The organism is Aquabacter sp. DMC10, from assembly GCF_056314145.1.
Genome location: NZ_JBQUYX010000001.1, coordinates 745,438 through 761,629 on the forward strand (window position 1 = coordinate 745,438; position 16,192 = coordinate 761,629).

Consider the following 16,192-nt stretch of genomic DNA (forward strand, 5'->3'; position numbering starts at 1 on the left):
CGCCCCGGACGAGAAGACTGCGTCGGACGCCAGCAGATTATAGGTGCCCACGTTGGACGCTGTGGTCGCCGTGGAGCTGGTGGAGGCGCTGGAGATGGTGTCCCCATTCACCAGCCCGTCGCCGCCCACGCTCACGGCCCCGGAGGTCGGATTGGCATTGCCATAGGTGCGGGACTGGCCGTCCGCCGTCACCGTGATGGCCCGCTGCGTCACATTCAGGCCGGAGGCATTGTTGGCATAGGTGATGGCATAGTTCGACGCCGCGCCGGACGAGAAGACCGCGTTGGACGCCAGCAGATTATAGGTGCCAACGTTGGACGCTGTGGTCGCCGTGGAGCTGGTGGAGGCGCTGGAAATGGTGTCGCCATTCACCAGCCCGTCGCCGCCCACGCTCACGGCCCCGGAGGTCGGATTGGCATTGCCATAGGTGCGGGACTGGCCGTCCGCCGTCACCGTGATGGCCCGCTGCGTCACATTCAGGCCGGAGGCATTGTTGGCATAGGTGATGGCATAGTTCGACGCCGCGCCGGACGAGAAGACCGCGTTGGACGCCAGCAGATTATAGGTGCCAACGTTGGACGCTGTGGTCGCCGTGGAGCTGGTGGAGGCGCTGGAAATGGTGTCGCCATTCACCAGCCCGTCGCCGCCCACGCTCACGGCCCCGGAGGTCGGATTGGCATTGCCATAGGTGCGGGACTGGCCATCGGCCGTCACCGTGATCGCCCGCTGCGTCACATTCAGGCCCGAGGCATTGTCCGTATAGGTGATGGCATAGTTGGACGCCGCGCCAGAGGAGAACACCGCGTTGGACGCCAGCAGATTATAGGTGCCCACGTTGGAGGCCGTGGTCGCCGTGGAGCTGGTGGACGCGCTGGAAATGGTGTCGCCATTCACCAGCCCGTCGCCACCCACGCTCACGGCCCCGGAGGTCGGATTGGCATTGCCATAGGTGCGGGACTGGCCGTCGGCCGTCACGGTGATGGCGCGCTGCGCGATGTTGGCGACGCCCACGAAGGTGGTGGCGCCACCGGCGGCATAGGTGCCGGTCATACCCGAAACGAGGGTGTAGGAGACGCCGGCATTGGTTGAGGTGCTCAGCGTGGTCGTCGGCGTGCCCGAGATGGTGTTCCAGGCATTTTTGCCGAGATAGCTGACGACGGCCGTCGCGGGATCATTCCCGTAGGTGCCCGTCTGCGCCACGCCGACCACACCGGAGACGCCGTAGAGCAGCGGCAGCGACGTGACCGTGGCCGGCGCCCAGACGTGCCAGTCCCAGCCCTGATAGCTGGACCAGTCATGCATCTGGGCGGTAGTGAGGCCGGTGCCGCCGGCCGAGCTGGCCTGGCCGGAGGTCTGCGTGTCCCAATAGGAGGACGAGATCGTCCCCCCATTGGCGCCGACGAATCCACCCTGCTCCACGCCGCCGGTCACGAGGCCGGTGGAATAACTCTCGGAGATGGTGCCGGCGTTGCTTCCGACAAAGCCGCCGATCGAACCGGTCGTCACCGTCACCGAACCGGTGGCATAGGACTGAGTGATGGTGCCCACATTCAGGCCCGCGAGGCCACCGGAGGCCTCGGCTCCCGAGACATTCCCACGGCCGAAGGACTGAGAGATGGAGCCGGCGCTGGTGTTATAACCCACAAGGCCGCCCACCGACATGCCGCCGGACACGGTGCCACTGGCGAAGGACTGAGAGATGGTGCCCTCATTGTGGCCGACCAACCCGCCCGCCTGGTCCCCGGTCGCCGTGACGGCGCCCGTCGCATAGGAGAAGGTCACGGCGCCATAGGACTCGCCGATCAGGCCGCCCGCCATTGTCGCCGCATTGACCGCTCCGCTGGCATAGGACGAGGTCACGGCCGAAGAGGTGTCACCCGCCAGGCCACCGGCCGTTGAGGCGGTGGCGGTGACGGTACCGGTGGCGTAGCTCGATTTGATCGCAGCGCCGGCGGAGCCCGCCAGGCCGCCGACATATTCGTTGCCAGACACGGCACCCGATGCCCAGCTGCCGGTGATGGCGGCGGACCGTCCCGCGAGGCCGCCCACCATGTAGCCGGTGCCGGTCACGGCACCGGTCGCGTGGGATTGCGACACCGCGCCCAAGGCAAAACCGACAAGCCCACCGACATAGTTGGAGCCCTGGACGGCACCGGTCGCAGACGAGGAGGTGATCGTCGCAGAGGTGGTGTAGCCGGCCAGCCCGCCGACGCTTTCGCCGCCGGTGGTGACGTCGCCGCTGGAGGACGACCCGGTGATCGATCCGGCTTCCACATAGCCGAACAGCCCGCCCACATAAGAGGCGGTGGCGTTCACATCGATGTTGCTATGGACGTTGGAGATCGCGCCGTGGGTGAGGCTCCCCGCCAGGGCGCCCACGGTGCCCAGGCCGCTGACGCTGCCGCCGGACAGGGTCAGGTTCTTCACGGTGGCACTGGTCGCACCATCCCCGACCTGCGCGAACAAGCCCACGCCAGGGTCATCCGGCGCGTTGATGGTCAGGTTCGCAATGGTATGGCCTTGCCCGTCCAGGCTGCCGGTGAAGGTGTAGCCATTATAAGCGATGGACTGGAAGCCCTTCCCGCCCCAGACGCTGGACGAGGTCAGCGTGCTGTTGGTGGCGGCAAGGTCGATGTCGGCGCCCAGCACATAGGTGCCGGACAGGTTGGTGTTCACCAGCTGCAGTTGATGGCCATTCATGATGGTGGCCACCCCGTTCACCACCGGCGCGGCTTCCCAGCGGCCGATGGGGCGCATGTCGCCGGTCTGGTACCAGGTGGTGGTGAAATCCCAGTCATAGTTGGTGTAGTTGCGCGCCTCCGTGCTGGTCAGCCCCGTGGCGCCGCTGGCCGAGGCGCCATTCAGGGCGCCGGACTGCGTGGTGCTGTCCGTGTCCCAATAGGCCTTGGTGAAGGTCGCGGTGCCGCTGCCGACAAGACCGCCCTTCGCCGTTGTGGCGCCCGTCGCGGTCACCACGCCGGAGGCATAGACGCGCGTCAGGGTGGTGTTGGTGCTCGCTCCCACCAGTCCGCCGGCGTGGGAACTGCCCGCATTGGTCGCCGTAACCGAGCCCGTGGCATAGCCGTCGGTGATGGAGCTGGAATAGGACTCGCCGATCAGGCCTCCGGCTTTGGAGGCGCCCGACGAGACTGTGGTCGCCGAGACGGCGCCCGTGGCATAGACATTTGTGAGGGTGGCACCGGTCGCGTCGCCCACCAGGCCACCCACCCTGGCGATGCCGGAATTCGAGACCATAGTGACCGAGCCGGTGGCATAGGCATTGGTGATCTTGCCCGATCCGGTCATCAGACCCACCAGGCCACCTGCTTGGATCCACCCGCCCGTGACGGCGCCGGTGGCATAGGCATTGGTGATGATGCTGGCGCCGGTGGCCTGCCCGACCAGACCTCCCACCGGTGAGGCTCCCGTCACCGTGCCCGTGGCATAGACGTCGGTCAGCGTGCCGCCGGCATTCGTCCCGACCAGGCCGCCGATGATGTTGCGGGTGGAATCGCCGACATTGCCGGAGGCATGCGAAGACGAAATCGTCCCCGAATTATACCCGACCAACCCGCCGGACTCCCACCCCAGCACCGCGCCGGACGCGCTCGACTGTGAGACGACGCCGGTATTGTAGCCGACAACGCCGCCCGCAAAGTTGGCCGCGCTGACCGCAACGCCCGAGGTGACAGAGGAGACGGTGCCCTTGTTGTAGCCGACAAGCCCGCCCGAATAGAGAATGCTGCCGGAAACACTGCCGCCGTCCAGGATCAGGTTCTCAAGGATCGCACCCGTATCCGCATAACCGAACAGGCCGGAATAATAGCCCCCGCTGCGGACGATGGTCAGGTTCGAAATTGTGTGCCCCTGGCCGTCGAGGCTGCCGGTGAAGGGGGTGGTATTGTCCCCGATGGACTGGAACCCGCTGGCGCCCCAGACGCTGGAGGAGGTGGCCGTGCTGGCCGTTGCGGACAAGTCGATGTCGGCGCCCAGCACATAGGTGCCGGCGAGGTTCAGCTTCACCAGTTGAAGCTGGTGGGCACTGACGATGGTGGCCACCCCGTTCACCACCGGAGCGGCTTCCCAGCGGCCGATGGGGCGCATGTCGCCGGTCTGGTACCAGGTGTTGGTGAAATCCCAGCCCACATAGCTGGAGGATTGGCGCGCCTGGGTGCTGGTGAGGCCGGTGGCGCCGGCGGCGGAGGCGCCATTCAGGGCGCCGGACTGCGAGGTGCTGTTCGTGTCCCAATAGGCGTTGGTGAAGGTCGCGGTGCCGCTGCCGACAAGACCGCCCGCCTCCGTCGTTCCGCCCGTCGCTGTGACGGCGCCGGAGGCATAGACGCGGGTCAGGGTGCCGCTGATGCTGGATCCCACCAGACCGCCAGCATTGGCTGCGTCATTATTGTCCGCAGTCACCGAGCCGGTGGCATAGCCGTCCGTCACGGAGCTGGAGTACATCTCGCCAATCAGTCCGCCGGCCGCGGAGGTACCCGATGAGGGCATCGTGACCGAGACATCGCCGGTGGCATAGACATTGGAGAGGGTGCCGCCGCTCAGGGTGCCGATCAGGCCACCCGCTTTGCCCTGCGACGCATTGGAGACCACGGTGACCGAGCCGGTGGCATAGGCATTGGTGATGGTGCCCCCGGTCATGTCACCCACCAGGCCGCCGGACTGCGTCCATCCGCCGGTGACGGCGCCGGTGGCATAGGCATTGGTAATGACGCTGGCGCCGGACACCTCGCCGACGAGGCCGCCCAGCGGAGAATTCCCCTGGACGGCGCCGGTGGCGTGGACGTCCGTCAGCGTGCCCCCGACATTGCTCCCGACCAGGCCGCCGACAGTATTGTCGGTCGTCGACCCAACACTGCCGGAGGCATGCGACGACGAAATCGCGCCCTGATTCTCCCCGACCAGCCCGCCGGAATTCCACCCGGTTACCGTTCCGGACGCACTCGACTGGGAGATGGTCCCGGTATTGGTGCCGGCGACGCCGCCGGAATAGCCCGCGGCGGCGACCGACACGCTCGAAGTCACCGAGGTAATGGCGCCCTTGTTGTAGCCCACAAGGCCGCCCGAATAGAAAAGGGAGCCGGAAACACTGCCGCCATCCAGGATCAGGTTCTGGAGGATCGCACCTGTGTCCGCATAGCCGAAAAGGCCGGAATAATTGTCTCCGCTGCGGACGATGGTGAGGGCGGAGATCGTGTGGCCCTGCCCGTCCAGGCTGCCGGTGAAGGGGGTGCTGTTGTTGCCTATGGGCTGGAAGCCGCTGGCGCCCCAGATGCCGGAGGAGGTGGCCGTGCTGGCCGTTGCGGACAGGTCGATGTCGGCGCCCAGCACATAGGTGCCGGCGAGGTTCAGCTTCACCAGCTGCAATTGGTGCGCGTTGGTGATCGTGGCGACGCCATTCACCACCGGGGCCGCTTCCCAGCGGCCGATGGGGCGCAGGTCGCCGGTCTGGTACCACGTGTTGGCGAAGTCCCAGCCCACATAGCTGGAGGACTGCCGCGCCTGCGCGCTGGTAAGCCCGACGGCGCCGGTATTGGCCGCATCACTACCGATACCGACGGCCTGGCCGGTGCTGTCCTTGTCCCAATAGGATTGGGAGACGGTGCCATAGCTCTGGCCAATGAGCCCGCCGATCTTGGTGCCCGTCCCGGAGACGGCACCGGAGGCGTAGGACTGCGTGACGCTGGTCACGGCGCCCACGAGGCCGCCCACATAATCGGTGCCGGTGACGGCACCGGTGGCGTAGGACTGGGAAATGCCCGCTCCAGCGCCGGCCTGTCCCGCCAGGCCGCCCGTATAGGCGGTGCCGGTCACGGCTCCGGTGGCGTAGGAATTTGAGACGGTGAAGCTCGTGCCGGTGATGCTCCCGACCAAGCCTCCGGTTTGTTCACCGGTGCTCGTCACGGCACCGGTGGCATAGGAATTGGTGATGGTCTCACTGCCCGAGCCGACGAGGCCGCCGGTGCCGTTTCCAGTATTGGTGACCGACCCCGTGGCATAGGAGCCGGTTACGGTGCCGTTCTGAAGACCGGCCAAGCCGCCCGCGTAATTTCCCGTCGCGCTGACGTTGCCCGTGGCAGAGGAGGAGGCAATGGACGCGTTCGACGATCCAACCAAACCGCCCGCAGAGCCTCCAGACGTGGCGACCACGTCGCCGCCTGCGGACGAACCGGTGATCGAACCACCGAAGGCATTTCCAACCAGGCCGCCCACGGCGCGTTCGCCGGTCACGTCGACGCTGGCATGCACATTTTGGACGTTGCCGGAACTCAGCGCCCCTATGACGGCGCCGGCGTTTTTCTTGGCCGTGATGCTCCCCCCCGCCAGGGTGAGGTCGTGCACGCCGCTTCCGCCCGCCAGCGTCGCGATCGAGATCAGGCCGACATATTCGCTGGTCGGGGCATTGATGGTCAGGCCCGAAAGGGTGTGGCTCTGCCCGTCCAGGCTGCCGGTGAAGTTGGAGCCGAACCCGATGGACTGGAACCCGCTGGCGCCCCAGATGCTGGAGGAGGTCAGCGTGCTGGCGGTGGCGGACAGGTCGATGTCGGCGCCCAGCACATAGGCCCCGGCAAGGTTCAGGTTCATCAACTGGAGCTGATGCGCATTGACGATGGTGGCGACGCCGCCCACCACCGGCGCGGCTTCCCAGCGGCCGATGGGGCGCGTGTCGCCGGTCTGGTACCAATCGGTGGAGAAGTTCCAGCCCGCATAGCTGGAGGACTGCCGCGCCTGGGCGCTGGTGAGGCCGACGGCGCCCGCATTGGACGGCTCGTTGCCGATGCCGACGGTCTGGCCGCTGCTGTCCGTGTCCCAATAGGATTGGGAGATGGTGCCGCCGGTGCGCGAACCGATCAGCCCGCCGATATTGCTGGCCGTGCCCGAAACGGCGCCGGAGGCGTAGGATTGGGTCACATTTGCGGTCGCAAGACCAACGAGGCCGCCAACATAACTCGTGCCGGTCGCGCTTCCGGTGGCGTAGGAATTGGTGATGGAGCCTACGGAATATCCGACCAGACCTCCGACCGTGCTGGAGCCACTGACCGCACCGGTGGCATAGGAATCGCTGATGGAAGAAGACCCGTTGACTCTTCCAACCAGTCCACCTGAGAAGTTGCCGGAATTGGTCACTGCCCCCGTGGCATAGGAGCCCGTGATGGCGCCCCAGCTATCCCCCGCCAGTCCGCCCACATAATCCCCGGCCCCGCTGACATTGCCGGTGGCGAAGGAGGATGTAATGCTGGAAATGGCTTCCCCGATCAGGCCGCCCGTATACCCCGCCACCGTCGCGACCACATTGCCGCCAGCGGACGAACCGATGACGGCCCCGCCGAACGTCAACCCAATCAGGCCGCCGACGATGCTTGTGCCGGTCACGTCGGCGCTGGCATGGACGTTCAGGACGGTACCGGAATTCATCCCCCCGATGACGGTGCCGACATTGGTCTTTCCCGTGATGCTCCCGCCCGCCAGAGTGAGATCACGCACGCTGTTTCCGGCCGAAAGTGACGCAATCTGGAACAGGCCCACATAGTCGGTGCTCGGCGCGTTGATGGTCAGGTTGGAGATGGTGTGGCCCAGGCCGGCGAAAGAGCCGGTGAAGGATCCGGTCACGACGGCGCTGGTATAGGTCGTTCCCGCAGCGTCGAGGTCCGCCGCCAGCGCATATTTCCCGGCGAGCCCGGAGGTGTCGATGGCGTCGATGGCCGCCATGGAGCGCAGCAGCGTGTAGCTGGACAGCGCACCGGTGGCGCCGATCTGCAGCGTCGCAGAGGTTCCGGACAGCGTGATGGGGGCCGCGACCGAATAGTCCTTGCCCGCGCCATACTGGATCACCAGCCCGGCATTGGTGCCGGTGGCGGTGATGGCGGAATTCACGATCACATTGCCCGCCGCCGCGAGCGTCAGCACGCTGTTCGCCGACCAGGAAATCGGCGCCGCCACCGTGATGTCGCCGGCCTGCGATCCGCCCGAGCCGGTGGAGACGGTGACGTTCGCGGTGGCCAGCGCGTTGGTGAGCGTCGTCACGTTCAGGACGCTGTTATCGCCAGTGGCGGTGAAGCCGGAGACATTGCTGTCGGTGCCGGTGGAGATGGTCAGGTTGTAGGGATCGAGCAGCAGGGTGCCGAACCGGCCGGCCGCACCCCGCAGGTCCGCCGTGCCGGCATAATCCAGCACGCCCTTGCCCGAGACCTCCGCATCGCCGCCGGCCGTGGTGCCGGTGGCGGAGATGGCGCCCGCGAAACGCGTGGTGCTGTCCGACCAGACCACCACCTTGCCGCCCGCGCCCTCGCGGCCGTCGGCGCGCAGGGACGCGCCGGTAGCCACCGACACGGTCTGCGCGGTGTCCACCACCTCGGAGACGGTTTTCGAGCCGGCGCTGGCGCCGCCCTGATAATCACCGCCCACGAGCACCGTGCCGCCGATGGCGCCGGAGGCATCCAGGTCCGCGCCACAAGCCAGCGCGATGTCGCGGCCGGTCACGATGATGGTCCCGCCCTTGGCCCAGGCGCCGGCGGCATCGGCCGTGCCGGCGGCGTCGAGCTTGCCCGAAACGCTCACCTTGCCTGCGGAGACCCGGATCTCGCCGCCCGAGGACTTGCCGCCGCTCTCGGCGCCGCGCGCCACCACCTTCTGGGAGACGGTGACCGTGCCACCTTCGCCTGCCGTCAGGAACACGCGGCCGCTCTTGGTCGCGACGCCGGTGGCCTTGGTGAGGCTCTCGGTATTGCCGGCCAGCGCATAGACATTGCCGCCGGAGGCGCGCAATTCCGCCTCGGCGGCCTTGATGACGCCGGAGGTCTTCACCTCCGTATCGGCGCCGCCCACCTTCACCACGAACTTGCCGTTGGACAGCGCGGTGTCGCGCACCAGCACCTCATAGCCGGCCGCGAGCGCCACCGTGCCGTCGGGCGCTGTGATCGTGCCGGTATTCTCCACCTTGCGGGCGATGAGGGCCACATCGCCGCCCAGCGAGCCGATCTGGCCGTAATTGATGACGCTCGCCGTGCTGGAGCCGCGGAACGTCATGTCCCGGCCGGCCAGGAAATCCGCGTCCGACACGTCATGGGTAGAGGCAATGAAGCGGCCGCCGGTGGTGATAATGCCGGTCGGCCCCACCGTGATGCCGTTGGGATTGACGAGATACAGGCTGCCGCTTGCCGACAAGGAGCCGTCGATCTGCGAGCGCGTGAAGCCGGTCACCCGGTTGAGCGTCGCGCCAGTGCCGTTCTCGAACCGGACAGACCCGCCCTGGCCGATAGAGAAGCTCGACCAGTTGATGATGGCATTGGGCGTGGTCTGGGTGACCAGCATGGCCCCAGCGGAGGGCTGGGTGATGGCGGCGCTTCCGGCCGTCACCGTACCGCCTGAAGGAAGGGTCTGGGCGAAAGCGGGGCCTGCGGTCCCGGCCAGAACGGCCGCATGGGCAACAAAGGCGACACCGGTAAGAAGCCATCGCGTCCGTCGGGCCAGGACGCGCGGCGCAAGGATGCGCTCGGCCACGACACAACCCACCGCCACGCCCGCAGCCTGCTGGACGGTCGCCATCGTCTTCCCCCACACGCTCACAGCGCCCGGCGCTGCGCCCGTGCCCCCGCACGGTTAACCCAGAGCCTAACCCACCCCCTTACCAAACTCCAGAGGTCCAATCTCCAATTACGCAACGTAAAAAGCCCCACCGCAGGAGCCGTAAGCCATTGCAAAACGAGGCTTCTGAGCCCCCCCCCGCGAGGCTCGCGGGCAACATGGCCAAAACTTAGACGGCGACCCGTTGTCATCGCACAGCGGGCGTGGCCCCCCTCAGCCGGCTGGCGCGGCCGAGGCGCGGCTGCCGAAGATGGCGCTGCCGATTCGCACATGGGTCGCGCCCTGGTTGATGGCCGCGGCGAAATCCGAACTCATGCCCATGGACAGGCCCTTGAGCCCGTTGCGTGCGGCGATCTCCGCCAGAAGGGCGAAATGGGGGGCGGGCACATCCTCCACCGGAGGAATGCACATGAGGCCGGCCACATCGAGGGCGAAGTCGCGGACGCACTGGGCGATGAAGGCGTCGGCCTCCTGCGGCAGCACCCCGGCCTTCTGCGGCTCGGCGCCGGTATTGATCTGGAGGAACACCGGCAGGCGCCGGTCCTGGCGCTCCATCTCCTGGGCCAAGGCCTGGGCGATCTTGGGCCGGTCCACCGAATGGATGGCATCGAACAGCGCCACCGCCTCGCGCGCCTTGTTGGACTGGAGCGGCCCGATGAGGTGGACGGCGATGTCCGCCGCCCCGTCCCGCAGCTCCGGCCATTTGGCTTGCGCCTCCTGCACCCGGTTCTCGCCGAACAGGCGCTGGCCCGCCGCGATCACCGGGCGGATGTCAGGGGCGAAAAAGGTCTTGGACACGCACACCAGCTGCACATCCGCCGCCGGCCGCCCCGCCCTGCGGCAGGCATCCTCGATCTCCCCGCGCACCTGCGCCAGCCGGTCCGCCGGCCCGTTGCTCTCGGCCATTCCATTCCCCATTCATCATGACGCAAGGTACCCCCGACACGCCTCAGCTGCGACTGGAGGCTAGCCGGCAACCTGTGGCATCCTGCGCGGGCATAAGCTGCCGCCCCTTTTGCCCTCGCCCGGCGCGCGAGGAAAGAGGCAAGCCTGGTGCGAGGGTCTGCGGCTAAGGGCCAGCGGGCAGTTTGGAGACGTTGGTGCCCCATGGCGGATAAGAGGCAGGCCGGTGCGAGCAGGAGCCGTCAGCCAGGCGCGAGCCTGCGGCTCAGGCTGGCCGCCTTGCTGATGCTGGCCGTGCTGCCGGTGGTGGGGGAGCGGATCTGGACCCTCGTCCAGGAGCGCGAGCGGCTGATCGCCGACAATCTTGAGGAATTGCGCGAGTTTGGCGAGCAGGTGGCCCTGGTGCAGCGCGAGAGCTTCGCCGCGGCGACGGCCGTCACCCAGGTTCTGGCACGCGAGGCCTCCCGCCTGAAGGCGGACCCGGTGAGCTGCATCGCCTTCATGCACCGCCTGACCGCCGATCTCCTGGGCATCCAGGGCGCCATCATCACCGACGCGGACGGGGTGGTGCGATGCGCCACCAGCCGGGCCTTGCTGGGCATGAACCTGTCCGACCGCCCCTATATGCGCCAGGCCTCTGTCTCCAACCGGCCCATCGCCAGCGACCTCATCCGCATCCGCGGCTCCGGCATTCCCACCGTGACCATCGCCGAAGCCGAGCGGGACGAAAATGGCACGCCCATCGCGTTTGCCGCCGTGGCCATGGACCTGCAATGGCTCTCCCGCGTCAGCGCGCTGCTGCGCCTGCCCCAGGCCGCAACCGTGGAGGTGCTGGATTCGGCCGGCGTGGTGGTGACGCGCACGCCCTTCCTGGACAGCGCCGTGGGCACGAACTTTGCCGATCACGCCTTGTTCCACGCCATCTCCCGGGCCAATGAGGGTCAGTTACGGGCCGTGGGCTTCGATGGCGTGGACCGCTATTACGCCTTCCTGCGCATTCCCGGCACCGGCATGCGCACGCTGGTCAGCATGCCCGCCACCGTCATCACCTTGCCGGCGGACGAGCAGATCGCGCTCACCATGGCCCTGACCTTGTGCGTCGGCACCCTCATGGTGCTGCTCGGCTGGTGGCTGGCCGAGCGCATGGTGGTGGCCCCGATCCAGCATCTGGCGCAGGACGTGCGCGACATGAGCCTGGACGGTGGCGCAGCGCTGGACCCGCCGGAAGTGCGGGAGTTCCGCCCCCTGGTGAGCGCCATCAACGAAGTGGCCGAGCGTCTGGCCGAACGCACGGCGGAGCTGCGCAACCATAATGGCCGCTTGGCGGCCCTTGCCCGGACGGACGGGCTGACCGGGCTTGCCAACCGGCGCAGCTTCGACGTGCAATTGTCCGCCGAATGGGTGCGCTCGGGCGACCGGAGCCATCCGCTCAGCCTCATCATGGTGGATGTGGACCACTTCAAGCTGTTCAACGACACCCAGGGCCATCCCGCCGGCGACGAAGCGCTGAAGTCCGTGGCCCGCATGCTGGCCGCCGCCTGCGCGGGCACGCCCCATCTGGCGGCACGCTATGGGGGCGAGGAATTCGTGGTACTGATGCCGGACACCGACCTCCCCAGCGCCACCGAGTTCGCCGAGAACGCCCGCCGCCTGGTGGCCGCGCTGGCCATCCCCCATCCCAGCGTCCCCACCCGGCGGCTCACCGCCAGCTTTGGCGTGGCCAGCGAGATCCCGGAAGCGACGGGCTCGCCGGACAATCTCATCTCCGCCGCCGACCAGGCCCTCTACGAGGCCAAGCGCCTCGGCCGGAACCGCGTGGTGACCAGCCAAATGCAGGACGAAGCCTCGTGAGCACGGGGGAAGGTGCGGTGCCCGCCCGCCCCGGCTGTGCCGCCCTGGCCGTTCTGCGGGCCGGGCCGGCCCTGCTGCTGGTGCGCCGGGCCAATCCGCCCGATGCCGGCCTCTGGGGCTTTCCCGGAGGCCGCATCGAATGGGGCGAGACCATCGCCGAGGCGGCAGTGCGCGAGCTGTTCGAGGAGACCGGCCTGACCGCGATGGCCGGCCCCGCCTTCAAGGTGCTGGATTGCCTCGATCGCGACGCCAGCGGCGCCCTGCTCCACCATTATGTGATGGTGGCGGTGCTCTGCCATCCCGCCCACCCGGACGCCCAGCCGGTCGCCGCCGACGATGCGCTGGAGGTGGGATGGTTCACCCTGGCGCAGTTGCGGGCCGCGCAGGCGACCCTCAGCGCCGGCGTGGTGGAGACCGCCGAAGAGGCGCTCCGGCTTTCCCCTTAACGGGCGGGTTCAGGCCAGGTCCAAGGCCTTCAGCGTCGCCGCCACCTCGGCCTCGATCTCGGGCCTGAGCGGCAGGAGGGGGCGCGGCGGCAAGGCGCGGACAAGGCCCGTCAGGCCCGCCGCCGCATAGATGACGCGCAGGCTGGAATGGCGGCGGAACAGGTCCCACAGCGGCGTCAGCCGGGCATCCAGCGCCCGCGCCCGGGCGAAATCTCCCGCCGCCACCGCGCGGGCGATCTCCAGCGCCGGGGCGGGAAAGAGGCCCGCGACCACGCTGAACCAGGCATCCGCCCCGGCCATCAGCGCCTGCGCGCAATGCCAGTCGGCGCTATAGCCCACGACGCAACCGGCGGGCACCACGGCCCGCAATTCCGCCAGATGCGCGCCGACCGCCGCCGGCTCGGGGGCGGTGCTCTTGATGGCCACCACCTCCGGCAGCTTGGCAAGCCGCGCCACCAGGGCCGGGGTGAAGCGGAAATGGGTGGTGGCGGGATTGTCATAGATGCAGAGCGGCAGCCCCGCCTCCCGCGCCACGGTGGCGAAATGCGCGAACACCTCGTCGTCGGTGAGCGGGGTATAGGACACCGCCGCCAGCAGCCCCGCCGTCGCGCCGGCTGCCTTGGCATCCTGGGCGAGGCGGACCGTCTCGTCGGTGCGCAGGGCGCCGATGCCCACCAGGACCGGCACGCCTTCCGCCGCCGCAAGACCCGTTTCGAGGGCGCGCCGGCGCTCGGCGCGGCTGAGGAAGGGATAGGTGCCGGTGCTGCCCAGAAGCCCGATGCTATCCACGCCGGCCGCCGCGAGGCGGGCGACGAGGCCGTGGAGGGCGCCGGCATCCACCGTGCCACCGGCATCAGCGGGGGTGATGGGGAAGGCGGAGACACCCTTGGGCAGCACGGTCACGACCTTTCATGGCGAAGGACAAGCGCCGCCACCGGGGCGGGCGCGCCGACCCTAGCCGCCGCGACGGCCCAGCGCAGCCGGTGCCGCCTTCACGTTTGGCGACACTTTCCCGCTGGGACGAGGCCAATTCAGACGGAGAGCGCCAGCCGCTTTGCCGTGCGCAGGGACAGGCCAGCGTCCGTAATGCGTTGAAGGGCGGGGCCGAGCGGCTCGCTTGCCACCATCATGTGATGGGCATTGGCATGGAGCAGCGTGTCGGGCGCCTCCACAATGGCCACATGGCCCGGCCAGAACAGTAGGTCGCCGCGCTGGAACGGCCCGTCCAGAGGAAGGGACGCGCCGAGCGCGGCCTCCTGCTGGTGGCTGTCGCGCGGGCATGGGAGGCCGCAGGCCGTGAGCGCGGTTTGCACCAGGCCCGAGCAGTCCAGCCCCAGCGCCGACCGCCCGCCCCACAGATAGGGCACGCCGAGGAAACGGGTGGCCACTTCCACGAAGTCCGCCTCCAACGTCCCGAGCGGCTCCAGGTGACCGGCGAAGATCGCCCCCCGCTCGGTGAAGGCGAAACGCCCATCCACCCGCCGCACCGCCACCAGGCTGCCGAAGCACAGGCCCTCCATGGGCGGCAGCTTGATGTCGGGGCCGGGGAAGAGAAAGGTGCGGCCCACCTTCACCTTGTGCGTGGGCTCCGCGCCCGCCGTCCAGAGCGCGGCGGTGGGCATGTAGCCCACGTAACCGTCCGCCGCCAATTGCACCCAGGACCAACCTTCCGCATCATCCTCGAAGACGGTCACGGCCTCGCCATAGAGCGCCTCGGTATCGAGGGCGGCCCCGGCATAGGGCTCGCGCCGCAGCGGCGCCAAGGGCACCACCACCCGGCGCTCCTCTCCCGCCACATAGCGGGGCGCGTCGACGAGGCCCCGCAGGCTTTCCGCCGCAAGATCTGACCGCGCCGGGGTGAGGCGCGGATCGCGCTTCTGCTCACTCATTCCCGTACCGCTCCGCTCATGCGCCGTACCGCTCCGCTCATGCGCCGTACCGCTCCGCCAGGAGCGCATCGAGGGCGCGGATGGTCTGCGCCTCCCCGCCTTCCGGCCGGCCGGGCTTGGAGGAGGGGTTCCAGGCATAAATGTCCAGGTGCAGCCAGCTCTTGGCGCGCTCCACGAAGCGGGAGAGGAACAAAGCGGCGGTGATGGAGCCGGCAAAGCCCCCCGACCCGGCATTGTTGATATCCGCCACCTTGGACTCGAGCATGGACATGTACGGCCGCCACAAGGGCAGGCGCCAGAGCGGATCGGCCACCGCCGTCGCATGCCGGGCAAGATCCTCCGCCAGGGCATCATCGTCCGTATAGGCCGGCGGCAATTGCGGGCCGAGCGCCACGCGCGCCGCCCCGGTGAGGGTGGCAAAATCGATCAGCAGGTCGGGGCTTTCCGCATCCGCCAGATCGAGCGCATCGGCGAGGATCAGCCGGCCCTCGGCGTCGGTATTGCCGATCTCCACCGTGAGGCCCTTGCGGGAGCGCAGCACGTCGCCGGGGCGGAAGGCGTCCGCCGAAATGGCATTTTCCACCGCCGGAATGAGCACCCGCAGCCGCACCTTCAGCCCGCGCGAGAGAATGAGATGGGCCAGCCCCAGCGCGGAGGCGGCGCCGCCCATGTCCTTCTTCATGAGCAGCATGCCGGCGGAGGTCTTGATGTCGAGGCCGCCGGTGTCGAAGGCGACGCCCTTGCCCACCAGCGTCACCTTGGGCGCGTCCACGGGGCCAAACGTCAGGTCGATGAGGCGCGGGGCGCGGGCGGCGGCGCGGCCCACCGCATGGATGAGCGGGAAATTCTCGGCCAGCAGCGCATCGCCCACGATCACCCGCACCTCCCCGCCATGGCGCGCGGCGAGCGCCCGGGCGGCGGCCTCGATGTCGGCCGGGCCGAGGTCATTGGAGGGGGTGTTGACGAGGTCGCGCACCAGGCTCACCGCCTCGAAGGTGCGGGTGAGCGCGGCCACGTCCAGATTCGCACTGGGCTTCAGGCGCACAGCCTTGGCCTTGGCGGCGGCGCGGTAGCGGTCGAACCTGTAGGTGCCCAGCGCAAAGGCGAGCGCGCCCTGGGCGGGGACTTCCCCTTCCAGGCGATAGGTGCCAGCGGGCAGGAGCCCCGGCAGGGCACCGAGCGCGAAGGCATCGCCCCCCTCGCCGGGCACGCCGAACAGGAAGCCCACCACCGCGCCGCCCTCGCCCGGCACCGGCAGGAGCTTGCCGCTCTCCCCGGCAAAGCCGGCCGCCGCCGCAAAGGCGCGGGCGGCGGGGGGCAGGCCCTCGGGCGGGAAGCCGGCGGCGCTCACGCACCACACGGGCAGGCTTTGGGCATCGGCGGGGGCCAGGAAGGCGGGGCGGGACGCGTCGGACATGGGACACTCCGGGGGCCGGACCCGGCCCCGCGAAACCGCCGGGCCGGTGAATCACTGGCCCGGACTTTACCTGAGCGCGCCGCAGACGC

At 68.7% G+C, this 16,192-nt stretch carries 7 protein-coding genes; 2 read left to right on the forward strand and 5 right to left on the reverse strand.

Annotated elements, in window-relative coordinates:
* A partial coding sequence (locus ACT54L_RS03390; protein WP_476084122.1) for a GLUG motif-containing protein occupies positions 1-9,558 on the reverse strand: 9,558 nt, incomplete at its 3' end.
* Positions 9,559-9,810: 252 nt separating this feature from the next.
* Entirely contained in the window at positions 9,811-10,503 is a 693-nt protein-coding gene (locus ACT54L_RS03395; RefSeq protein WP_476084123.1) for a YggS family pyridoxal phosphate-dependent enzyme, read from the reverse strand.
* Between the two features lie 201 nt (positions 10,504-10,704).
* Here ACT54L_RS03395 and ACT54L_RS03400 point away from each other — a divergent pair, with 201 nt between their 5' ends.
* Together ACT54L_RS03400 and ACT54L_RS03405 are read left to right on the forward strand one after the other, a co-directional pair.
* Entirely contained in the window at positions 10,705-12,351 is a 1,647-nt protein-coding gene (locus tag ACT54L_RS03400) for a sensor domain-containing diguanylate cyclase (protein WP_476084124.1), read from the forward strand.
* Positions 12,348-12,797 (forward strand): NUDIX hydrolase, encoded by a 450-nt coding sequence (locus tag ACT54L_RS03405; protein WP_476084125.1) that lies wholly within the window; start codon positions 12,348-12,350, stop codon positions 12,795-12,797. The genes ACT54L_RS03400 and ACT54L_RS03405 overlap by 4 nt, the downstream gene beginning before the upstream one ends.
* A gap of 9 nt (positions 12,798-12,806) precedes the next feature.
* Here the strand turns inward: ACT54L_RS03405 and ACT54L_RS03410 are convergent, their stop codons facing one another.
* The 3 genes from ACT54L_RS03410 to ACT54L_RS03420 form a co-directional block, all read right to left on the reverse strand.
* Positions 12,807-13,700: a dihydrodipicolinate synthase family protein gene (locus ACT54L_RS03410; RefSeq protein WP_476084126.1), complete on the reverse strand. Its 894-nt coding sequence runs from the start codon at positions 13,698-13,700 to the stop codon at positions 12,807-12,809.
* A 128-nt stretch (positions 13,701-13,828) separates the two neighbouring features.
* Complete coding sequence (locus tag ACT54L_RS03415; RefSeq protein WP_476084127.1) at positions 13,829-14,686, reverse strand: C40 family peptidase; 858 nt, start codon at positions 14,684-14,686, stop codon at positions 13,829-13,831.
* 37 nt (positions 14,687-14,723) lie between these two features.
* Positions 14,724-16,103, reverse strand: a complete 1,380-nt coding sequence (locus ACT54L_RS03420; protein ID WP_476084128.1) for a leucyl aminopeptidase family protein — start codon at positions 16,101-16,103, stop codon at positions 14,724-14,726.
* Between the last annotated feature and the right edge of the window lie 89 nt (positions 16,104-16,192).

Excerpts from the sequence above, each read along its gene's own strand:
- ACT54L_RS03395 (WP_476084123.1), bottom strand. The coding sequence starts at position 10,503 with ATGGCCGAGAGCAACGGGCCGGCGGACCGGCTGGCGCAGGTGCGCGGG.
- ACT54L_RS03400 (WP_476084124.1), top strand. The coding sequence starts at position 10,705 with ATGGCGGATAAGAGGCAGGCCGGTGCGAGCAGGAGCCGTCAGCCAGGC.
- ACT54L_RS03415 (WP_476084127.1), bottom strand. The coding sequence starts at position 14,686 with ATGAGTGAGCAGAAGCGCGATCCGCGCCTCACCCCGGCGCGGTCAGAT.
- ACT54L_RS03420 (WP_476084128.1), bottom strand. The coding sequence starts at position 16,103 with ATGTCCGACGCGTCCCGCCCCGCCTTCCTGGCCCCCGCCGATGCCCAA.